Annotated in this window: 20 protein-coding genes and 3 pseudogenes; 8 read left to right on the top strand and 15 right to left on the bottom strand. The window is 63.2% G+C overall.

What is annotated here, in order from left to right; translation table 11 throughout:
* Positions 1-41: 41 nt before the first annotated feature.
* Positions 42-341: pseudogene (locus BN1233_RS51025) on the top strand (IS110 family RNA-guided transposase); the annotation flags it as partial.
* On the opposite strand, the gene BN1233_RS11240 reads toward BN1233_RS51025, so the two are convergent.
* Together BN1233_RS11240 and BN1233_RS44620 are read right to left on the bottom strand one after the other, a co-directional pair.
* Positions 271-540: a transposase gene (locus tag BN1233_RS11240; protein ID WP_147707152.1), complete on the bottom strand. Its 270-nt coding sequence runs from the start codon at positions 538-540 to the stop codon at positions 271-273. The pseudogene BN1233_RS51025 and the gene BN1233_RS11240 overlap by 71 nt on opposite strands.
* Before the next feature lie 205 nt (positions 541-745).
* Positions 746-913, bottom strand: a pseudogene (locus BN1233_RS44620) (ATP-binding protein); the annotation flags it as partial.
* A gap of 493 nt (positions 914-1406) precedes the next feature.
* On the opposite strand from BN1233_RS44620, the gene BN1233_RS49105 reads away from it, so the two are divergent.
* Positions 1407-1802, top strand: a complete 396-nt coding sequence (locus tag BN1233_RS49105) for a recombinase family protein (protein WP_197094529.1) — start codon at positions 1407-1409, stop codon at positions 1800-1802.
* Between the two features lie 256 nt (positions 1803-2058).
* The gene (locus BN1233_RS11250; RefSeq protein ID WP_425311712.1) at positions 2059-3513 is read left to right on the top strand and encodes a recombinase family protein; all 1455 of its coding nucleotides are present in this window, start codon (positions 2059-2061) and stop codon (positions 3511-3513) included.
* Here the strand turns inward: BN1233_RS11250 and istB are convergent.
* The 13 genes and pseudogenes from istB to BN1233_RS11315 all read right to left on the bottom strand — a co-directional run.
* Positions 3511-4167, bottom strand: a pseudogene (gene istB / locus BN1233_RS11255) (IS21-like element helper ATPase IstB); the annotation flags it as partial. The gene BN1233_RS11250 and the pseudogene istB sit on opposite strands and share 3 nt — an antisense overlap.
* Positions 4167-5006 (bottom strand): Mu transposase domain-containing protein, encoded by an 840-nt coding sequence (locus BN1233_RS11260; RefSeq protein WP_046863617.1) that lies wholly within the window; start codon positions 5004-5006, stop codon positions 4167-4169. The gene BN1233_RS11260 and the pseudogene istB, both read right to left, overlap by 1 nt.
* A gap of 465 nt (positions 5007-5471) precedes the next feature.
* Positions 5472-6398, bottom strand: a complete 927-nt coding sequence (locus BN1233_RS11265) for a cation diffusion facilitator family transporter (RefSeq protein ID WP_046863618.1) — start codon at positions 6396-6398, stop codon at positions 5472-5474.
* Positions 6399-6478: 80 nt separating this feature from the next.
* On the bottom strand, positions 6479-6964 hold the full coding sequence (locus BN1233_RS11270) for a c-type cytochrome (RefSeq protein WP_244470675.1): 486 nt from the start codon (positions 6962-6964) through the stop codon (positions 6479-6481).
* Positions 6945-7853, bottom strand: coding sequence for a cytochrome c oxidase assembly protein (locus BN1233_RS11275; RefSeq protein ID WP_244470676.1), 909 nt, complete (start codon positions 7851-7853; stop codon positions 6945-6947). Before BN1233_RS11275 ends, BN1233_RS11270 begins: the two co-directional genes overlap by 20 nt.
* Positions 7850-8200: a hypothetical protein gene (locus BN1233_RS11280; protein WP_046863619.1), complete on the bottom strand. Its 351-nt coding sequence runs from the start codon at positions 8198-8200 to the stop codon at positions 7850-7852. The genes BN1233_RS11275 and BN1233_RS11280 overlap by 4 nt, the downstream gene beginning before the upstream one ends.
* Positions 8200-8799, bottom strand: coding sequence for a cytochrome c oxidase subunit 3 (locus BN1233_RS11285; protein ID WP_046863620.1), 600 nt, complete (start codon positions 8797-8799; stop codon positions 8200-8202). The genes BN1233_RS11280 and BN1233_RS11285 overlap by 1 nt, the downstream gene beginning before the upstream one ends.
* The gene (gene ctaD / locus BN1233_RS11290; RefSeq protein ID WP_046863621.1) at positions 8796-10712 is read right to left on the bottom strand and encodes a cytochrome c oxidase subunit I; all 1917 of its coding nucleotides are present in this window, start codon (positions 10710-10712) and stop codon (positions 8796-8798) included. Before ctaD ends, BN1233_RS11285 begins: the two co-directional genes overlap by 4 nt.
* Positions 10709-11716 (bottom strand): cytochrome c oxidase subunit II, encoded by a 1008-nt coding sequence (gene coxB, locus BN1233_RS11295; protein WP_046863622.1) that lies wholly within the window; start codon positions 11714-11716, stop codon positions 10709-10711. Before coxB ends, ctaD begins: the two co-directional genes overlap by 4 nt.
* 10 nt (positions 11717-11726) lie before the next feature.
* The gene (locus BN1233_RS11300; RefSeq protein ID WP_046863623.1) at positions 11727-12287 is read right to left on the bottom strand and encodes a c-type cytochrome; all 561 of its coding nucleotides are present in this window, start codon (positions 12285-12287) and stop codon (positions 11727-11729) included.
* Position 12288: 1 nt separating this feature from the next.
* Positions 12289-13164, bottom strand: coding sequence for a substrate-binding domain-containing protein (locus BN1233_RS11305; RefSeq protein ID WP_082145392.1), 876 nt, complete (start codon positions 13162-13164; stop codon positions 12289-12291).
* Positions 13145-14923 (bottom strand): methanol/ethanol family PQQ-dependent dehydrogenase, encoded by a 1779-nt coding sequence (locus BN1233_RS11310; protein WP_147707198.1) that lies wholly within the window; start codon positions 14921-14923, stop codon positions 13145-13147. Before BN1233_RS11310 ends, BN1233_RS11305 begins: the two co-directional genes overlap by 20 nt.
* Before the next feature lie 497 nt (positions 14924-15420).
* Complete coding sequence (locus BN1233_RS11315; RefSeq protein ID WP_046863624.1) at positions 15421-16389, bottom strand: PQQ-dependent catabolism-associated beta-propeller protein; 969 nt, start codon at positions 16387-16389, stop codon at positions 15421-15423.
* 122 nt (positions 16390-16511) lie between these two features.
* Between BN1233_RS11315 and BN1233_RS50525 the strand changes: the two genes are divergently transcribed.
* The 5 genes from BN1233_RS50525 (at position 16512) to BN1233_RS11335 (ending at position 20490) form a co-directional block, all read left to right on the top strand.
* Entirely contained in the window at positions 16512-16640 is a 129-nt protein-coding gene (locus BN1233_RS50525; protein ID WP_280139389.1) for a hypothetical protein, read from the top strand.
* 109 nt (positions 16641-16749) lie between these two features.
* Positions 16750-17382: a TetR/AcrR family transcriptional regulator gene (locus tag BN1233_RS11320; RefSeq protein ID WP_052763757.1), complete on the top strand. Its 633-nt coding sequence runs from the start codon at positions 16750-16752 to the stop codon at positions 17380-17382.
* On the top strand, positions 17379-18371 hold the full coding sequence (locus tag BN1233_RS11325; protein ID WP_046863626.1) for an HlyD family secretion protein: 993 nt from the start codon (positions 17379-17381) through the stop codon (positions 18369-18371). Before BN1233_RS11320 ends, BN1233_RS11325 begins: the two co-directional genes overlap by 4 nt.
* Positions 18368-19321, top strand: coding sequence for an ABC transporter ATP-binding protein (locus tag BN1233_RS11330; protein ID WP_046863627.1), 954 nt, complete (start codon positions 18368-18370; stop codon positions 19319-19321). The genes BN1233_RS11325 and BN1233_RS11330 overlap by 4 nt, the downstream gene beginning before the upstream one ends.
* Positions 19318-20490, top strand: a complete 1173-nt coding sequence (locus tag BN1233_RS11335) for an ABC transporter permease (RefSeq protein ID WP_046863628.1) — start codon at positions 19318-19320, stop codon at positions 20488-20490. The genes BN1233_RS11330 and BN1233_RS11335 overlap by 4 nt, the downstream gene beginning before the upstream one ends.
* Positions 20491-20534 lie beyond the last annotated feature (44 nt).

The following is a 20534-nucleotide window of genomic DNA, read 5'->3' on the forward strand; positions in this document are numbered from 1 at the left end:
CGAGTGGCGGGGGTAAGGCACCCTTGGCGCTCTCAAAACCGATGGAGCGCCCCAGGTCGCCCCCCTTTGACGCGAGCAGATCCCTCGCCGCCCTCGAGCAGGGCAGCACAATCATCGCCGTGATTGAGATGAGCCAAGCGAAGTGGCTCGTTGCGGCGGTTGTTCCGGGCGTTGAACGCCAGCCACTCAAGAAGCTCGATGCGGACGAGAAGGCCCTGTTGAAGCTCTTGCATCGTTGGCGCAACGAAGCCGGCCAGGCCGGGCGCCAGATCAAGCGCATCGTCGTCGCTTATGAAGCCGGACGCGACGGTTTCTGGCTGGCGCGCTGGCTGCGGGGGCGCGCTCGCTCTTCTTGGCGCCGAGCGTCTCCGTCATCTCGGCCTCGAGCGTCGCCTGCACGATCGCCTCGGCCATCGTGCGCAGATAATCCGCATCCCGCGCCAGCAGCTCCGTTACAGCATGCTCCCCGGGTCTAGTCTCGCGCACGGTCATGGCGTGTTCCCTCCCACGGGATCGGTGACGTCCAAACACCACCAGCATGCTATAGCCACCTCACTCAGCGCATTTGCAGAACCTTCCGGACACTACCCGAGCCGGGATTTCCGGAGGCTCCAACTCCTGACAGGAGGGAGCCACGATGAAGAGAACACCACCCTATTTCCCCGGAAGTCCGTGAGCGGGCGGTCCATGTTGTCAAGCGAACCGAAGATTTGACCCCTTGGGCGAACTGAAGATTTGACCCCCGTCATGGTTTCGCGGTTTCGCCGGTTTCGAGGGTCGTTCCGGCCCTCTGGAGCAGGCCGGAACGGCGTTTTTCGCGAAGCCGGTAGCTGTCGCCGCGGATGGTGATCACCGTTGAATGATGAAGCAGGCGATCAAGGATCGCGGTGGCGACCACGGGATCCCCGAACACTGCAGAACGCCTCGATCGTTGACCGGCTCGTGTCTCATGTGACGATTGCTGATCCCCGGCATGCACTGAGCGGACAGCAGTTCGAACTCGTTTCCGTGCGCTCGGCGCGGGGGCCCTCCTTTGTCGTGATTGCCCTGTCGGATGGTCGTCGGCGTTCCATTCGCCGGTCCATCACCGATCTGGCGGAGGACGACCGCACAAACCTGCCAGACGGGGCTCTGCGGATCAGCGTCCGCACCCTGCTCCCACTGGCGCAGCATTTGGCCACCATGATCACCGCGTCCGCACAGAAGGTGATCTGCGATGGCCAAACGCTTCCTTTCGAACCTGGAGATCGCTGCCCCGGCGGGGCTGCACCTGCACCGCTCCGGGAACCTTCCAATCCGACCGTGGCCGAACCTCTCGGCCGAGACGCGAATGCAGGTGGCCCAGCTTTTGGCCGAGCTCCTGCGGCGGATGCACCCGATCCCGCCATCGAGCAGGGAGAGCTCCGATGCTGAGCGTCACGAACCCTTCTGACGAGCGGCTGACCTCAGCCCGCCGCGCCAAGCTGGCCTACATCTATGTCCGGCAGTCCTCGGTGAATCAGATCAAGCACCACCAGGAAAGCACCGGGTTGCAGTACCGCCTGGCCGAGCGGGCGGAGGATCTGGGCTGGCCACGCGAGCGGATCCACGTCATCGACGAGGATCTGGGCAAGTCCGGAGCCGGCTCGACCGAACGCCAGGGCTTCCAGAAGCTGATCACCGAGATCAGCCTCGGCCATGCTGGCTTGGTCATGAGCCTCGACGCCTCGCGGCTGGCGCGCAATAACCGCGACTGGCATCAGCTGCTGGAATTGTGCTCGCTGTTCGGGGGTTCTGATCGCCGATGGCGAGCGGCTCTATGATCCGTGTGCGTATCACGACCGCTTGCTGCTCGGCCTGTCCGGCATCATGAGCGAAGCGGAACTGCATCAGATCAGGCTGCGCCTGCATCAGGGCGAGCGTCAGAAAGCCGCCCGCGGCGAACTCCGCCTTCCGGTCGCGGCTGGCTTGACTCATGACCGCTTGGGCGTCGTCACGCTCAATCCGGATGAGGAGGTGCAGACGCGTCTGGCTCTGGTCTTCGCCAAATTCCGTGAGTTGCACAGCGCCCATGCTGTGATGCGCTACCTTCAGGCGAACGGGCTGCCGGTCCCGGTGCGGCCGCTGATGGGGCCCGCGCCGCACGACGTGGTCTGGCGCGAGGCGACTAGCGCTCGCGTCCGCAGCATTCTTCAAAATCCCGCCTATGCTGGCGCGTATGTGTATGGGCGGCGGCGGCAAGCTCCCGGCCAAGCGCGGGCTGGATCGTGCCGCCCCACCACGATCAAGGTTCCCATCGCCGAGTGGGAGGTGTGCCTTCCGCAGGCTCACCCGGGCTACATCAGCTGGGAGGAGTTCATGGCCAACCAGCAGCGTCTGGCCGATAACACCAACCGCTACGATGCCGGTCATGCGGGTGTCCCACGCAAGGGCATGGCGCTGCTGCAGGGCATCGCCGTATGTGGCCGGTGCAGCCGCCGCATGGGCCTGCGCTACACGGGCCCACATGGTGATTACCCGGTCTATTGCTGCCGGGCCGATCGGGATCAAACCGGGGCGCCTCTCTGCCAGGAGGTGCGAGCTCTGACGGTGGATGCCCGCGTCGAGGCGATCCTGCTGGAGGCGCTGAAGCCCGACCAGATCGCCATTGCGATGGCCGCCCTTGGGCAGCTGGATAAGAAGGCTCGGCAGCTCGAGCGGCAGTGGATGCTGCGGCGCGAGCGCGCCCGTTATGACGCGGAGCGAGCCCGGCGCCAGTACGATGCGGTCGAGCCCGAGAACCGGCTGGTGGCCCGCTCTCTGGAACGCGCCTGGGAGGAGAAGCTGCGCGCGGCCGAGGCCATCGAGCAGGAGCACGATCGCTGGCGTCGTGACCAGCCTCTGGTCTTGAGCGCTGATGATCGTGCAACTCTGCAGGCTCTGGGTCAGAACCTGCCGCAGGTGTGGCATGCCGCGACCACCACGGCGGCCGAGCGCAAGCGCATCTTGCGCTTCATCATTCGAGAGGTGGTTCTCGATCAGAAGAGGATCACAGGTCATGTCTGGCTCAAGATCCTCTGGCAGACGAGTGCCACCAGTGAGCATGAAGTGCAGCGCCGTGTTCACACCTACAGGGGCTATGCCGTTCTCGATCGCCTGCGGCAGCGGATCACCGAGTTGAATGCTGCCGGCAAGATGGACAAGGAGGTTGCAGAGGTTCTGAACCAGGAAGGCTTCACGGCGGCACGCGGCTGCCGTTTCCGGGGTGAGAATGTCTGGTTGCTGCGCACCCGCTGGGGGATTGCGACAGTGAAGATCAACGGAGTTGCGGCCAATCCGATGCGCTGGCCCGACGGTAGCTACTCGGTCCAGGGCGCGGCCGCGGCCGTGGGCGTGACGCCGCAGACGATCTTCGACTATCTGGCCCGCGGATTCCTGGTGGGCCGCCAGCTCGTCAAGAGTCAGCCTTGGCAAATTGATCTGACAGACGATCAGATCCGCTACCTGCGGGATCGTCTGCAACGCACCAGACGATCAAGGAAGGAGGCGTCATGAGATCTTCGCGTCCCCGAACACGCTGGCCCATTCACCCACTGACCGGTTGGAGATGATCAGGATCGAGCCCCGCGTGTAGCGGCGCGATACCAGCCGGAAGAACAGATGCGCGGCATTGGCCTCGAACGGCAGATAGCCGAGCTCGTCGATAATCAGCAGTTTCGGCCACGCCAGGATCGTCAGCTGCTTGTCGAGCGAGCCGTCGCCATGGGCCTTGGCCAGCATCGCCTCCAGCGTGGCGGCCGTCACGAACTGGACGCTATCGTTCTGCCGGATCGCCTCGCGTCCGAGCGCCGCCGCCAAATGGGTCTTGCCTGTGCCCGGAGGCCCCAGGAACAAGACCATGTCACCATGAGCGATCCAGCGGCACGTTTCCAACTCCCGGATTTGACGCTGATCCAGCGACGGCTGTGCGTCGAAGTCAAAGCCGTCGAGCTCGCGCACAAACGGGAACTGCCCGATCTTGCTCGCCATGGAGATCCGCCGCTCGTCGCGTCGCGCAATCTCGCACCTCACCATGAAAGCCAAAGCCTCGCGCAAGGTCATGTCCGAACGGGCCGCTTCGTCCAGCAGCGTGTCGAGCTGGTCGCGGATGGCCGTCAGCTTGAGGCGGTCGAGCATCGCGACCAACATCTCGTGATCGATGCTCGGCATCACCAGCCTCCTCCCACCAGCGCCTCATATTCGGCCAGCGGCCGCGACAGGGCGGGAGGTGGAACGATTTCCGTCGGCCCGGCTCGCACCGGCCCCACAAGGCCGACCACGCCGGCCAGATGCGCGCGCTCGACAATCCGTTGGTGGCGTCCCCGGCACAGCGCATGATCTGCCACCACCTCGCCCGCATGACGCACGATCACGCGCCCGCCCAGCACCACGACCTGGACGCTCGCCCCGATCAGCCAGGGAACCGAGTCGCTGTTCGTGTCGAGGTCGATCGCGCAGTCCGCCTGACGCTCCCGAAGCGAGGCCCGGATATGCAGCCGCCGTGAGTAGCCCAGCGTTGCCACAAACAGGTGCACCCGAACCCGCTCGCCGCCGATCCACACCCGCGTGTCGCCAAAGTCGATCTGCATCTGATGTCCCGGCGCCGTCTCAAACCGCACCGTCGCGCGCATCTGCGCCTTCAGCTCCCGGCGCCAACGCTGCACCCGAAGCTCCACCGAGCGCAGCCCAATGACCATCCCATGTTCGCTCGCGAGCTCCTGGCGCACCACGTCCGCATTGCCGCCATGACGGAAGAACCGCTCCCGCAGCCACTCGTCCAGCCCGTCAAACGCAGTCCGGCGCACGGGCTTGCGAAACGCAACAGGCCCGCCCTCGCGCAGATACCGCCGCACCGTGTTGCGCGCGCACCCGAATTCCCGCGCCAGCCGCTTGGCTCCCCAGCCAAGCTCATGCAGCCGCAACATCGCGGCCACCTCCTCAGCCTGAAGCATCTCCTCTCCCCGCATTGCTCTCGCCAATGCAGGATTCCCTGAAGCCTCAATCGACATCTATTCCTCCTCCGCTCGGGAGGGGGCAGTTCTTCGTTTCGTCAGGGGGTAAGTTTCTCAGTTCGGCCGACACATGTGGTCGAACGCGAGACCTCCCAGGTTCCGACGCGATCCTGTCCTGCGTGATGGGGTCTTCGACCACGGCAGAGCGTCAGTGTCTCGCATAGCGGCATCGCACATGTTGCCTTCGACGTTGCTGACCGGCTCGGCCTCTGCGAGTTGCTGGCTTTCGCGGCTCAATCGCCCACCCCACAGGATCGTTGTGTACGCTTCGCCAGGGCTGTCACCGACACTGACGCAACACTCGCTACTGGGCGCCCGCTACGGCTTACCCGGGCCGGACTTCGACCGGTCGGACCGCACCAGCTTGCCTGGCGCTCAAATAATCCAGGAGCGCATCCGGCGACGGGTAGATTGCTTCGCCTGCGGCTCGCAAGGTCGAAGTAGATCATCACAGGCATTGCATCATCCCGTCGCCTCTGCATCCGCACGGCTGACGGGACGCAGGAAGACTCGGGTAATGGAGGGATCGGCACGTTCCAGAGCCGTGATGAGATCCCGTGCCGCTTCCTCGATCTGAGCACCGTTCAGCTCGTCGCGAAAATCGATTGAGAGAGCAATCAGAATGTCATCCGGTCCGAAATGCATACTCAGGACCTCCTCGACCCGGTTCACGCGCGGATCGGCCGTGACGATCGAGTCGACGCAGTGGAGAACCGTCCGCGAAGCGCTCTCGCCGGTCATCAAACTTAGCGTCTCTCGCGCCAGGAAGGCGGCCGCCAGCACGAGGACGCAGCCAATGGCCACTGAAGCTACGCCGTCCAGCACGGGCTGGTCGAGTAGATAAGCACCTCCAACGCCGAGCAGTGCCACGACGAGGCCCGTCAGGGCCGCTGCATCCTCGACCGCCACGGAAAAAACGCTCGGGTCCTTGCTGCCCTTGACCGCCTGCCAGAGCGGTACACCCGGACGGACGGCGCGGAGCTCCCGCAGAGCGACGCGGAACGACAGCCCTTCGAAGACGATCGATGCGCCCAGCACCGCAAAATTGATCCACGGATCGTGAATCGGTTCCGGCGCGGCGATTTTGTGAAGGCCCTGATAGATCGAGAACGCACCGCCGAGCGCGAAGATCATGAGAGCCACAACAAATGCCCAGAAGTAGATTTCCATCCCGTGCCCGAACGGATGAGATGGACTCGGGGGCCGCGCTGCTCGTTTGAGGCCAAGAAGCAACAGGCCCTGGTTGCAGGTATCGACAGTCGAGTGGATGGCCTCGCTCAGCATCGCACTCGATCCCGTCCACCAGGCAGCCGCGAACTTCGTCGCCGCGATGGCGAGATTCCCGGCCAGAGCCGCGTAGATGACCTTCCTGGAACCTCCGTGAGCCATGACCCGTGCACCCTCCGACCCAGGAGGTAACAACGCCTCTCCGGGGTTCCGGATCGATTTTGATTACAGGGCCGACGGCGCTACTGCAGCGAGTAGAGGTAAGCCGCCACCTGCCGGGCCTCCTCGGACGAGATCCCGGTCACCGGCATTGCCGTCTTGGGATTGACGGATCGCGGGTCGACGATCCATTGGATGAGGTTGTCGGGCGTGTTCGTCAGCACGCCCGCGATATAGACGCGCCGGGCAATATCCTGCAGCGGAGGCCCGACGCGGCCGGCGGCGCGAGGCACGCCGGGGATCGTATGGCAGCCGCCGCATCCGTACTGGGTGATCAGTGCAGCGCCGAGATCGGGATTGCCTCCCGTGAGTTGGATCGCGGCGGCACGCTGTTCCTGGCCCTTTTTGTAGTGATAGGCACCGTAGATCCCGCCCGCGACCAGCAGGGCCAGAACGACAAGCACTGCCAGTATCGCCCCGGGCCGGTGCCGCAGTCGTGCAGACTCCGTCGGCACCACGATGACCGTCTCGCCCGTCGGCGCTGGATTCCTAGCGTGAGGCGATGGCACGAGCGCCTCCTTGCGTGGCGAGCGAGCCCGAATGACAGATCCAAAGGCCGGCGAGTACGAGCGCTGCGCCCGCATAGACGAGTCCAGCGGGCACCCACATGATGACGCCGGCCAATTGCTGATCCTCGAGCGGCGTCAACCCCCAATCTGGCGCGGAAGAGGTCTGGCTCGGAAAGACCGGTGCCCGGGCGAAGGCGAGGAGAATTCCGAGAAAGCTCGAATGGAGCGCCGTGATGAAGAGGTAGAGCACGGCGGCGCCATACCCCCGCTGTCGCGCCCTCCCCTGGAGAAGAGCGAACCAAAACAGGAGCGCGGTCCCGAGAAAGCTCAGATGCTGCAGCCAGTGCAGGAATGTGTTGTGGAGAGCGGCCTCGTAGAGCACGGGGAGATGCCACAGCCAAAGTGCGACGCCGTGAACGATCGCCGCCACGGGCGGGTCGACGAGGCGCCTCCAGACGGTCCGGAGCATCGGAGCACGACCGATGCTTCCGACGGTGCGGCGTGTGCGGGGCGGCAACGCCCAGAGCATGGCGCCGACCGGGCGCGCCATCACGAGAAGAGGCGCCGCGAGCGCCATCAGAGTCTCGTGCTCGATCATGTGCGCCGTGAACAGGCGCTCGCCGAGCCAGTGGAGCGGAGAAACGAGGGCCAGGACGAGCAACCCCCAGCCGGCGGCAAAACTCAGCACCTGCCAAAGTTGCACGCCCCTTCCCCACCCGGCGTGGGACCAGAGCTTCGTCACGCCTCTCACATAGAGGCCACCCGATACGATGAGGGGGACCGTGATCCAGGGCGCCAGGGTCCAGGCCGGCGCATGCGCTTCATCACCCCCATGGGCCAGCGCGAACCCCGGCGCCAGCAGCAGGAGAGCCGTGAGCACCCCCTTCATCGTTCGCACCCGTGGAACACGAGACCTGCAGTACCCTGGAGGATAATCACAAGCCCGAACAAGAGCGCAGCCGCTATCCCGACCGCAGCAACGAACCGGTGCGGCCGCCCCCCGGCGCTCGGATGCGCCTCCGGCGCGGAGCCCGCTGCACTCCAGGCGCGCCATGAGAGGAAGCCGCCCGACAGGCTCACCAGCAGCATCACGAGGGCGACGACCGGGACGAGACGGACCTGGTGGGCGCAGACCCAGGGAACGAGCGCGTAGTTCGCCTGGGTGTCGATCAGCCACGCGGCCGGGCCTGCATAGATCCCGGCAGATGGAAGACCTCGTTCCACGAGATTCGCCATCACAGCCTCGGCGACCAGTAGAGAAGCAGATAGATCGGCAGCCAGGATCCGACCACGAAGTTCCAGTAGAAGGCGTTATCTTCCGTATCACTGAAGCGCTTGCCCTCGCCATGCCGGGTGAACATCAGCACGGTCAGGACGATCGTGTCGGCCACATCCGTGACGATGTGAACCGTATGCAACCCGAGCAGCATCCAGACGATGGACCCGTAGGCATTCTGATCCCACCGGACATGCAGCCCGGTGAATTCCATGACGCGAATGCCGACCAGGGCGACACCTACGAGAGACATGATCACGAGGCCGATGCGCACCCGCCGAAGGTCCTCGGCCTTGGCAGCCTTTTTGGTCCAAAGGTTCGGCCAGAGACTGGCGAGGAGGACAGCAGTGAGCAGGCCGGACCAAAGGAGATCGGGCGGCGGTGCGCTCAGGGGCCATTGCGGATTGATGAAGGCGAGATAGAGGTACGCACCGACCGCGAGTGCGAACCCAGTGCCCTCGAGAAGGCAAAAGCCGAGCGTGCCCCACCACATGGTCATCCGCGAGCCGAACGCATAGGTCGGCAGTGCGGAGACGTCCTGGATGGGTCGCGGCTTCATTCCTCATCCTCCTTGCTTCCTTTGGGCCAGAACCACGCGATCAGCAGGAACGCGGCAACCGGGGCTCCCCACGTCACGGCCCAGGGCGTGAAGATCGAGCCGATGAAAGCTCCCGCCGTGGCGATCGCAGCCAGAAGCGGCCAGATGGTCGGCGTGGGGGAAGTTTCCCGAATATCGGCGCGCGCTTCCGAGACCGTGGTGACCAGGAGCTCACGATAATTGACGGGAAGCCCGGTCACGACCGGGAGCGCGTCGCGCTCGGCCCAGAGCGGCTCTCGATCCGTCACAAAGGGAATCCGGTCGAAGTTTTGCGGCAGCGGCGGAGAGGTCGTGGCCCATTCGAGCGTGCCGGCACCCCACGGGTTGTTGCCGGCCGGTTCACCCTTTTGAAGGCTGTAGAGAACGTTCCAAAGGAACAGGAGGAAGCTGAGAAAGAAGAAAACACTGCCTATCGAAACCAGGAGATTGAGATTCCCCCACCCGAGTTCTGGCTGATAGGTGTAGATCCGCCGCGGCATGCCCTGCAGGCCAAGGATGTGCATTGGAAAGAAGGCGACATTGAAGCTCACGAAGGCGAGCCAGAAGTGCCACTTGCCGAGCCGCTCGCTCATCATGCGGCCCGTGATCTTGGGGAACCAGTAATAGGCCGCGCCGAGCAGCGGGAAAACGGCGCCCCCGATCAGCACGTAGTGGAAATGCGCCACGACGAAATAGGTGTCGTGGACCTGGGTATCGATCGGCACGGACGCGACCATGACACCGGTCAGGCCCCCGATCACGAACACCACGATGAAACCGAGCGCAAACAGGAGTGGCGTCCTGAAGACCGGCTTTCCGCTCCAGAGCGTCGCGATCCAGCAGAAGATCTGAATCCCGTTCGGGATCGCGATCACCATGCTAGCGGCCGTGAAGAAGCTGGCTCCCAGCTGCGGAATCCCGGTGGCGAACATGTGGTGGACCCACAACCCAAATGAGAGGAACCCGACCGAGATGACCGCGAGCACCATCGCGAGATAACCGAAGATCGGGCGGCGGCTGAAGGTGACTATGATCGAGGATACGAAGCCGGTGGCCGGCAGGAAGATGATATAGACCTCGGGATGACCGAAGAACCAGAACATATGCTGCCAGAGCAGCGCGTCGCCGCCCTCGGCCGGATTGAAGAACTGCGTTCCTACCAGCCGATCGAGGATCAGCATCGTCGAGGCTATCATCACAGCCGGCATCGCGAAGATGACCACGAAGGCGGTGACGAACTGCGTCCATACGAAGAGCGGAATGCGATCGAGCGTCATGCCGGGGGCGCGCTGCTTCAGCACCGTCACGACGATTTCGACCGACACCGCGAGCGCCGCCACCTCCGTGAAGGTGATCATCTGCGCCCAGAAATCGACACGCTTGCCCGGCGAATTCTCGGGACCGGAGAGCGGCACGTAAGAGAACCAGCCCGTATCGGCGCCGACATTGAGAGAGAAGGCCACCCAGATCATCAGGCCGCCGAACAGATAGACGTAATAGCTGAAGGCGTTGAGACGTGGGAACGCGATATTGCGGGTGCCGACCATGAGCGGCACGAGGAATACCGCAAAGGCCTCCATCACGGGCACGGCGAACAGAAACATCATCGTCGTTCCGTGCATCGTGAAGAGCTGGTTGTAGAGATCGGGCCCTATCAGGCGGCTCTCGGGCCGGGCGAGCTGGAGGCGCATGGCCACGGCCGCGAGACCCGCCAGGGCCAAAAAGACGAAGGCGGTGACGATGTAGCGCCGGCCGATAATCTTGTGATCGACGGTCGACAGGGCTCCGATGATTCCCTTGCCCGTGCCCCACGTCTTTGCCAGGCGCGCGGAGAGCTCGGGGCCATCCAGATGCGTGTCGCGCAGATCCTTCACGCTGGTGGCGACATCGCTCACTTCAGTCCCTCCAGGTAGCGTGCGAGCGGCTGGACCTCTTCGGGGTCGAGCTTGATCAACGGCATGTTGACACCGGGCTTGATGCGCTGAGGATCGATGATCCAGGCCGCGAGATTGCCGCGGCTCATCGGGAGGGTCCCGGCCGCGATGTACTGGCGGCTGCCGACGTGTGTGAGATCCGGACCGACTGTTCCACCGGCCGACGTGCCACGCACTGTATGGCACATGACGCACGGTTTGGAGAGAAAGATGCGCTCGCCCTCGTTCCGTTCCTCGTCCTCGGGCGGTTGCCGGGCGCTGATCTGCTGGTTGCGCCACGCTTCGAACTCATCCTTGGAATGCGCGATCACCAGGATTCCCATATGAGCGTGCTGCCAGCCGCAGAATTCCGCACACTGGCCGCGATAGACGCCCTCGCGATCGGCTTGAATCTGGATCAGGTTCTGCCGGCCCGGGATCAGATCCTGCTTACCCATCAGGCTCGGGACCCAGAACGAGTGGATGACATCGGTGGACTCGAGCTTGATCCGCACCGGTTCTCCAGCCGGAATGTGAATTTCGTTCGCGGTCGTGAACGAGCGCTGGGGATCAGGGTCCTCGTAATTGACCTCCCACCAGAATTGGTGGCCGGTGATCTTGAGAGTGATCCGCCCTTCATGCGTATCGAAGAGCCGCTTCTGCCCGGCATAGCTGAAGGCCGTGAGGGCAACGAGCGTTATCGCGGTCAAGCCCACGAACGTCCCGACCACGATGGTGATGCGCCGTTCCTGCGCGGCGTTGGTAACGAGAGGATCCGGGCGCTCTCCGCGTCGCCTCCAGACCGCCACGGAGAGAAAGATCACGACGAGCGCCCACACCACGGCGCAGACGCCTACGAAAATCCAGAACAGATCGGCAATGGCGCCCGCCTTCGGCCCACGCGGATCCAGGGCCGACTGCCATCCCTGGCAGCCCGCTAAGGCTGTAGCAGCGAAGATGGAGGCAAAGGCTCTGGACCACCGCATTATCAGCGCCTCATTGGGGCATCTCTGCGGATGGCGGGACGATCCCACCTTCGTTCATAGATGCAGGTGAGCGCCGCTGCTCGGCTGGTCCGGAATGCATGTCGTCCATACGTCCCGGAGCCGCGGCCTTCGGCGTGTACCGCCCCATGGACCGTACATACGCGGCAATCTCCCAGATCTGGTCGTCGGGTATCTTGCCACGGAAGGAGGGCATTCCGTTCGGCCGCCCCTCCCGGATGGTCTGCACGATATTCTCGATGTTCCCTCCGTAGATCCACCGGTCGTCCATGAGTGCAGGCCCCGAGCCGCCGCCGCCGTTGAAATGACAGCCATTGCAGTTAAACCAGACGTAGAATTTCTGGCCCTGGCTGATGTGATAGGCGTTGTCCTCGTATTCCTTGCCTTTTCCGGTGTGAATCTCGACTGGTCCAGACGAGCCCGGAGAGATCGCCGACATGGTGATCTTCTCCTCCGTTTCTGTGGCGACCGGATCAGAGCGGAACTGGCGATCCTCGCGCTCACACGCGGCGAGAAGGAGGACTAAGATGGTGAGAGTGCCGGCCCATTTCATCTCACCCGGACCTCCCTGCTTTGCGATCGACCCGAGGAACCCCATACTCGGAGAGGATTGCATCAATCTCGCGGGCGTGACGGCTGAGAGAGTCGTCCACCTCCTGACGAAGCGTCTCGTCCTCCTTCCGGACCGCCATGGAAATGTCCCACACCATCGGGAGTTGCGGTCCATCGAAGAGAGGTTTCACGGGTGTGACCCGAAGCGGCGTGCTCTGCCGGGGCGCGAAATAGCCGGCGAGAGGTCCCCATACGACCGCAACATCAATCTCGCGACCCGCTACCGCGGCAACAATCCTCGCGGGCGGGTTCGGCTCTCGATAATCCCCGTACAGCGTGTACCCGCGAACGTTCTGCACGATACCCCGGCGCGTGAGGGCGTGCGCAGGTGGTGTGTTCCACCCCTCGTCACCAATCAGCTGAACGCCGATGACAACGTCTCTTAGGACGGGATCGTTGAGGGACGCAACCTGCACGCCATCTTCTCGCGTCACGAACGCATAAGTCGAGCGATAATAGGGTCTCGTCGTTCGCACGCTTTCCATGTTGCTCGGAAGACCCGGCACGAGATCGCAGAGGCCTGCGTGAAGAGTCTCCCGCAGGAAGCCACGACGCTGAGCACGCCAAGTATAAGTGAGTGCTGCGCCGAGATCCTTCGCAATCAGGGCGGCAATCTTGTTCTCGAATCCCTCTCCGGCCGCATTCGAAAACGGAAGGTTGTTGGGGTCTGCGCAGACGCGCAATTCCCTGGCCCGGGCGGCGCCTGCGAGAAGCACTGATGCGAGAACGATCAGCGTTGACAGGTCGGCTATGGAACGGCTCCGGAAACTCGAAGATGCAGTGCGCGAGAGACCGGTCCTAGGGAAGCTTGAACACATACAGTGTTCCTCCCTTCGTCGTGACGTTCTTCAGATCCCGCATCGCATTGACGAAGCCCAAAGCCGCAGTTCCGTCGCGTACGTCGAGGTCGCCCGAGACCACGGCACCGGCCCATCCTCCAACACCTGACAGAATGGCGACGTACTGCTTTCCGTCAGGGCCTCGGTAAGTGGTTGGCTGACCGATAATTCCGGAAGAGGTCTTGAACTGCCACAGCACCTCGCCGGTCCGGGCGTGCACCGCTTTGAACCAGCCTTCCATGTTGCCGTAGAAGACGAGATCGCCTGCAGTGACCACGGTGCCACCCCAGACGGGAAACCGCTCGTTGATAGTCCAGACTTCCTTGCCGGCCACGATGTCCCACGCCGAAAGCTCACCCATATGCCCACCGGGTCCGGGTATGGTGCGCACTTCCGCGCCGACATAGGGGGTGCCCGCGATGTAGTTCGCTTCGACGCTCTCCCAGTCCATGCACAGGTTATTGTGAGGAATGTAGAGAAGGCCGGTCTTGTGGGAGAAGGACGAGGGACTCCAGTCCTTCGCGCCCGGTGCTGTCGGGCAGGAGTTGCGGACGACCTGATTCTGGATCGGGTATTTGTCCGACTTGACCTTGATGCGCCCCGTCGTGAGGTCGACGCCTTCGTGGCTGTTCACGGCGTGATAGAAGTTAGCCGATAGGACCTCGCCGGTCGTGCGATCGACGACGTAGACAAGCCCGTTGCGATCCGGGTGGACAAGGACTTTTCGCTGCTGCCCCTTCCAATCAAGGTCAATGAGGATGTTCTCGTTAATGCCATCCCAGTCGTGCAGATCGTGCGGATTCCACTGGTAGAACCAGCGGGCGTCGCCTGTATCGGCATCCCGGGCAAAGATACCGGCGGTCCACTTGTTGTCACCCGGACGCTGATTCGGATTCCACGGTCCGGGATTGGCAGTGCCGTAAAAGATGAGGTTCTGATCCGGATCGTAGGTGATGAAGCCCCAGACTGTGCCGCCGCCCTGCTCCCAGGCATTCGGAGGCCAGGTGGAGACGCCGAGGTCCTGCCCCTTGTCCTGCTCGTAGAATGGCTTGAATGCCGGTCCGATCCTCACGTCCTGATCCGGGCCGGTGCTGTAGGCTTTCCACACGCTTTTCCCAGTCGCGGCGTCGAGAGCTTCGATCCAGCCGCGGACTCCGTATTCGCCCCCGGAAATTCCGACGATCACCTTATCCTTCACGGCAGCGGGCGCCATGGTCATGGTTTCGCCCTTGTTGATCTCGCCGAGCTTGACCTTCCAGAGCTCCTCGCCGGTGTCGGCATTCACGGCAACGACGTGGGCGTCCAGCGTCGTGAAGAAGACCCGGCCATCCGCGTAGGTCGGGCCACGATTGACGGTATCGCAGCAGGCGACGCCCTGCGCCGATGAACTGGGCTTCGGGTTGTATTGCCATTTGAGTGGCGCACCCGGTTGAGTGAGATCGAGTGCGTAGAGGATATTGGGATAGGGCGAGACCACGTACAGCGTGTTCCCGACGACCAGCGGAGCGCTCTCCTGACCGCGATTCACGCCAAGGGAGAACGTGAAGGCGACCTGGAGGTTCTTGACGTTTTCGGTGTTGATTTCCGCGAGATCGCTGTAGCGGGTTCCCGCGTAGTTCCTGGTCGGCATCGTCCATTGGCCATCCTCGGGCTGGGTCGCGAAGGCCGGCGCGGTTGGCTGGGGCGATTGCTGGGCGTAGGCAAGGGGAAGAAGTGCGAGCCAGACGACGGCACCGATAAGAGGGAGGCGGGTGGCGCGCTCAAAGCTCACGATGACCCTCCTTACGCGGATACATGCAGCGGCAGTCTGCTACGGCACGACTCAACGACTACCGATCCAGCTTAGTTCCTGGACTGCGACCCCGGTGCCGCGGGTCTCGGGCCCTGCCGAAGGCACAACCCGCTTTGCGAGCCGGAGGGGAGAGACGCCCTGCCCTTTCTACCGTCTCACCGTCCTTGCGAGCCGCAGGCGAAGCAATCCTCCCGTCGACGGATGCGCTCCTGGATGGCTTCCCTCCGTTTGCAATGACGGTGAGGGTGTGAGGGCATGAGGAGCGCGGCCGGAACTGGTGTGACGCCGAACCCACTTCCGTCCTTGCGAGCCGAAGGCGAAGCAATCCAGGCTGGACCTGCCAACCAGGATGATTTCACTCTACCCGCAATGACGGAGATATAAGTAGAACACGAGTGCAAGGCCCCGACCTATCACCAGGCACGACTTGCAGGCTGCAGTATCTATGGCGCTGCTACAATCCCCCAGGGAGACCGGCCGACGGGGATCGACTTGATGACGCGACCGTGTTCCAAATCGATGACTGAGGCATCATTGGAGGCGCCGTTCGCTGTGTAGAGACGCTTCTCGTCCGGCGAGAGCGCAAGCTGCCACACGCGTTGGCCGACCAGATACATACGCAGCACCTTGTAGGATTTTGCATCGATCTCCGCAACGCGGTTTGCAGGTCCGAGGGCTACGTAAGCGCGCGTTCCGTCCCGCGTGAGCTGAATACCGACGGCCTGGACGAACTCAGGTGAGATTGAGGGAATCTCGAATGTGATCTTTGCGAGCGCCTCTCGCGCTTGTGCATCGAACACTTCCACGGATCCTCGCAGTTCAGAGGATACCCAGATCTGGCGGTTGTCCGCCGAAACTTGAGCGACCCTGGGACGCGTATCGACGAGGAGGTTATCCAGAACTTCGAGGGTCTCGGCATCGATCACATGCAGCATGCTCGTCGTTTCGGACGTGTTGACGACGATGCGTCCATCGGGGCTGGCACCCATTCCCTCGGGCTCTACTCCCACCTCGATCTCGCCAATGATACGGCGTTCGGGAATTGCAATCACGGAAACCTGATTGTCGTCCTCGTTCGCGACGAACAAACGCTTGCCGTCCGGATGCACCACGAAGAGTTCCGGATCAGGTCCGGAGGGCAAAGAGCCCTCGACCTTCCGTGTCGCAAGATCGATGATGTCGATGCGGTTATCGTCACTGACCGCTGCGAAAAGCTTCTTCTTGTCCTGGCTCAAGCCGATTCCGCGCGGGCGCCTTCCCACCGCAATTGTCCCAACTGTCGCAAGCGTTTCGCCGTCGATGATCGAGATCGTATTGTCCTTCTCGTTCGAGACATAGACCGTTTCGGCCGAACACGGCGAGACAAGGGCTGCGACAATCACCGCAGGGAGCGCCTTGCGCCTGGAGATCATTCGCCACCTCCTTCGAAATCGCCCGATAACGGCCAAGCTTGCCGTAAGTTCCGCGGGATCAGCCTCTTTGGAACTCAGCCTCGGCCGTCACGTTGGCGAAGGTATGTCCGTCGGGGTATCCAATGAGTCTGCGTGAAGACCTCAAAGTATTCGGCGAGCCGGGATTTTATATTTCGGCGATCCTTGCCTCGCTTCTGATCTTCGGCCTGCTGGCGTTTTGTGGCGTCATGGTTCATCAGGTCCAGCTCTGATCACGCCCAACTTCAACGGGTTGCATCAGGATTTCGCAAACTGCGCCGACTCCATCTTGAGGCGGGCAGCACCCTGTGTTATGACTGACTGGTCAGTCATGGAACGGTCGTGCCTCGCAAATCCTCACGGGCCCGTAACCTGGAACAGCGGCAGGACAAGCTTCAGGCCATCCTTGCTGCGGCCTTCGACCTGTTTGTCGAAAAGGGCTTCGCCGATACCCGCCTCGACGAGGTCGCTGCACGAGCCGGCGTCGCCAAGGGGACGATCTATCTCTACGTCCCATCGAAAACGGCTCTTTTCGAGGAACTGATCCACTCCGCAATTTCCACCCCGATCGAAGGGATCGAGGCACAGGTCGCCGCCTCGGACCTTCCGCTGGAAGCCGTGCTGAGGCTGATGTTCCGGCGCATCCGAAAGGAGGTTCTCGAGACAAGTCGTCGGGACATCGTGCGTTTGATCATCAGCGAGGCCGGACGCTTTCCGGAAATCGCCGAGCTCTATCACCGTGAGGTCCTGAGCCGGGGCTTGCGCCTCCTGCGCGGCATCATCGAGCGCGCGGCGGCGCGTGGCGAAATCCGGTCCGACGAGCTCGCCCGCTTCCCTCAACTCATCATCGCGCCATTCGTCGTGGGCCTGCTGTGGACCAGCCTCTTCCAGGATTATGAGCCGCTCGATGTGGAGGGAATGCTCGACGCGCATGTCGATCTCCTCATGCGTGCCCTGAAGACAGCATCGTCATGAAACGGGCCCTTCCCGCTCTCCTCCTGATCGTCATCGTACTGGGTGCCGGAATCTGGTACTTCACTCGCTCGGACACGGCCCCGCCGGGCTATCAGGGATATGTCGAGGGGGACCTCGTCCAGATGGCTCCGGAGGAAGGCGGTCGCATCGACCGGCTCCTCGTCGACGCCGGTGACCAGGTGACCCAAGGCCAGCTGCTGTTCACCCTCGACGCGGCCATGCAGACCGCGCAGGTCGAAGAGGCAAAGGCGCGCCTCAAGCAGATGCAGGCCCAGGCGGAAAACCTGCGCGCCGCCGAACAGAGGCCCGAACAGATCGCCGTGCTCGAGGCGACCCGTGAGCGCGCGCAGGCTGCGCTCGAGTTTTCCCGGGGCGACTTCAACCGCCAACGAACGCTCTTCGACAAAGGGTATTCGTCACAGTCGCGTCTCGACCAGGCTGAGGCCGCCTTCGAACGTGACAAAGCAGCGCTCCAGGAAGCAGAACGCCAGATCGAAGCCGCCCGGCTCTCCGGCCGTTCCGCCGAGATTGCCGCCGCCGAGGCCGCGGTTCATGTCGCAGAGGCGGCCCTCCAGCAGGCCGAGACACGGCTCGCGAAGCGGCGCGTCGTGTCCTCCGTGGCCGCCCGGGTGCAGGACGTCTACTTCCGTCCCGGAGAAGTCGTGAATGCCGGGCAACCCGTGCTCGCTCTCCTCCCGCCCGCCAATCTCAAGTTCCGGTTCTACGTGCCCGAAACGGTGCTCGCGACACTGGTGCTGGGCCAGACCGTGGCGGTTACCTGCGACAGCTGCCCGGCGGATCTGCAGGCTCGGATCACCTTCATCTCGCGCGAGGCGGAGTTTACGCCTCCCGTGATCTTCAGCGAGCAGGAGCGCTCCAAGCTGGTTTTCCGGGCCGAGGCACGCCCGCTCACGGATATTGCGCTGCCGGTCGGGCTTCCGATCAGTGTGGCCCCGGAACCCCGACTAGCCGCGGAGGCAGTCCCGTGAGCGCTGCCCGCCCAGCCGTTGCCGCAACGCCGGAGATCGTCATCGACGTCTCGGGGCTCACCAAATCCTTTGGCGGCCGTACCGTGGTGAAGGACCTCACCATGCAGGTCCGCCGCGGCCTGATCTACGGCTTTCTCGGCCCGAACGGCTCCGGCAAGACAACCACGATCCGTATGCTCTGTGGGCTTCTGACGCCCGATTCCGGACACGGAACCTGCCTCGGCTACGACATCGTGACGGAGGCCGATCGCATCAAGCGGCATGTCGGCTATATGACGCAGCGGTTCTCCCTCTATGCGGATCTCTCGATCCGCGAAAACCTCGAATTCGTGGCGCGCGTATATAACCTCCCGGAGCCCCGGAAGGCTGCACAGGCGGCTATCGATCGCCTGGGCCTGAGCAACCGTGCCGACCAGCTCGCGAGTGAGCTCTCGGGCGGCTGGAAGCAGCGCCTGGCGCTCGGGGCATGCATTCTTCCCGACCCCGACCTTCTCCTCCTCGACGAGCCCACTGCCGGCGTCGACCCGAAAGCACGACGGGAGTTCTGGGACGAGATCCACGCGCTGGCGGCGGAAGGCCTCACGGTTCTCGTCTCCACCCACTACATGGACGAAGCCGAGCGCTGCCACGAGATCGCCTATATCGCCTATGGCCAACTGCTCGCTCAGGGCACGGTCGAAGAAGTTATCGCCAATGCCCATCTCGCAACCTACACGGTAACCGGACCTGATCTCCCGGCCCTCGCGAATATCCTGAAGACTCGCGACGGAGTCGACATGGTCGCTCCGTTTGGTGCCGCGCTCCACGTATCGGGTCGTGATGCACGGAAGCTCGATGAAGCAACGCGCCGATTGCGGGAGGATGGTTCACACGTCTGGCGGGTCGATGAGCCGACCCTCGAGGACGTCTTCATCGATCTCATGAGCCACGCGCGGGATAATTTCGCATGAGTCCGGCGAGTGATGAGGTAGACCGCAGAACCACCGGCCTGCGCGCGTCGCTCGTCCGCATCGGCGCCACCTTCACGAAGGAGCTCATCCAGCTGCGCCGCGATCGCATCACCTTCGCAATGATGATCGCCGTCCCTCTCCTCCAGCTCATCCTCTTCGGCTACGCAATCAACTCCGATCCGCGGCATCTCCCGACAGCGGTCCTGATCCAGGATGACAGCGCCTTTGCACGATCCTTCGTCGCGGCCATGGAGCAGACGGACTATTTTGCGGTCCAGCGCGTCGCACGGACCGAATCGGAGCTTGATGAGCTCATTCTGTCCGGAGACGTGCTCTTTGGCGTGCAACTTCCGGCGCATTTCGGACGCGACCTCGTGCGCGGCGAGAAACCTGCCATCCTCGTCATTGCGGACGCGACCGACCCGACGGCAACCGGCGGCGCAATCTCGGCCTTGCAGGGCCTCGTCAATTCCGTCTTCACGCGCGATCTCTCGGGGCCCACGGCCGGACTGGCTGCTCGCCCTCCTCCCTTCGAACTGCGGATCCACCGACGCTTCAATCCGACCGGGGAGACAAGCCTCAACATCGTGCCGGCGCTCATGGGCACGATCCTGACGTTGACGATGCTGATCTTCACGGCGCTGTCCGTGACCCGGGAGATCGAGCGCGGCACGATGGAAAGCCTTCTCGCGATGCCGATCCGTCCCGTTGAAATCATGCTCGGCAAGATCGCGCCCTATCTCGCAGTCGGCGGGCTGCAGATGGCCATCATTCTCGGAGCGGCGCGCCTGCTCTTCGGCGTGCCGGTGATCGGCAGCCTGCTGCTCCTCGTTGCGCTCACGCTCCTGTTCATCCTCGCAAATCTTTCGGTCGGTTACACCTTCTCGACGATTGCCTCGAACCAGCTGCAGGCGATGCAGATGTCGTTCTTCTTCTTTCTGCCGAGCATCTTGCTTTCGGGGTTCATGTTCCCGTTCCGGGGCATGCCCGACTGGGCGCAGATGTTCGGGGAGATCCTCCCCCTCACTCACTATCTCCGGATCGTCCGCGGCATCATGCTGAAGGGTGCGGAGTTTTCGGACATGCAGGCCGATGTGCTGGCTCTCGCCGCCTTCACGCTCGTCGCGATGGGCGTGGCAGTCGCGCGATTCCGGCAAACCCTGGATTGAGACGAGCTGTCCCGGCTTGCCGAGCCGGGATCAGCGATTGTGCA

Source organism: Microvirga massiliensis (genome assembly GCF_001006805.1).
GTDB classification, from domain to species: domain Bacteria; phylum Pseudomonadota; class Alphaproteobacteria; order Rhizobiales; family Beijerinckiaceae; genus Microvirga; species Microvirga massiliensis.

Excerpts from the sequence above, each read along its gene's own strand:
- BN1233_RS11240 (WP_147707152.1), bottom strand. The coding sequence starts at position 540 with ATGCTGGTGGTGTTTGGACGTCACCGATCCCGTGGGAGGGAACACGCC.
- BN1233_RS49105 (WP_197094529.1), top strand. The coding sequence starts at position 1,407 with ATGCTGAGCGTCACGAACCCTTCTGACGAGCGGCTGACCTCAGCCCGC.
- BN1233_RS11250 (WP_425311712.1), top strand. The coding sequence starts at position 2,059 with ATGCGCTACCTTCAGGCGAACGGGCTGCCGGTCCCGGTGCGGCCGCTG.
- BN1233_RS11260 (WP_046863617.1), bottom strand. The coding sequence starts at position 5,006 with ATGTCGATTGAGGCTTCAGGGAATCCTGCATTGGCGAGAGCAATGCGG.
- BN1233_RS11265 (WP_046863618.1), bottom strand. The coding sequence starts at position 6,398 with ATGGCTCACGGAGGTTCCAGGAAGGTCATCTACGCGGCTCTGGCCGGG.
- BN1233_RS11275 (WP_244470676.1), bottom strand. The coding sequence starts at position 7,853 with ATGAAGGGGGTGCTCACGGCTCTCCTGCTGCTGGCGCCGGGGTTCGCG.
- BN1233_RS11280 (WP_046863619.1), bottom strand. The coding sequence starts at position 8,200 with ATGGCGAATCTCGTGGAACGAGGTCTTCCATCTGCCGGGATCTATGCA.
- BN1233_RS11285 (WP_046863620.1), bottom strand. The coding sequence starts at position 8,799 with ATGAAGCCGCGACCCATCCAGGACGTCTCCGCACTGCCGACCTATGCG.
- coxB (WP_046863622.1), bottom strand. The coding sequence starts at position 11,716 with ATGCGGTGGTCCAGAGCCTTTGCCTCCATCTTCGCTGCTACAGCCTTA.
- BN1233_RS11300 (WP_046863623.1), bottom strand. The coding sequence starts at position 12,287 with ATGAAATGGGCCGGCACTCTCACCATCTTAGTCCTCCTTCTCGCCGCG.
- BN1233_RS11305 (WP_082145392.1), bottom strand. The coding sequence starts at position 13,164 with ATGTGTTCAAGCTTCCCTAGGACCGGTCTCTCGCGCACTGCATCTTCG.
- BN1233_RS11315 (WP_046863624.1), bottom strand. The coding sequence starts at position 16,389 with ATGATCTCCAGGCGCAAGGCGCTCCCTGCGGTGATTGTCGCAGCCCTT.
- BN1233_RS50525 (WP_280139389.1), top strand. The coding sequence starts at position 16,512 with ATGAGTCTGCGTGAAGACCTCAAAGTATTCGGCGAGCCGGGATTTTAT.
- BN1233_RS11325 (WP_046863626.1), top strand. The coding sequence starts at position 17,379 with ATGAAACGGGCCCTTCCCGCTCTCCTCCTGATCGTCATCGTACTGGGT.
- BN1233_RS11335 (WP_046863628.1), top strand. The coding sequence starts at position 19,318 with ATGAGTCCGGCGAGTGATGAGGTAGACCGCAGAACCACCGGCCTGCGC.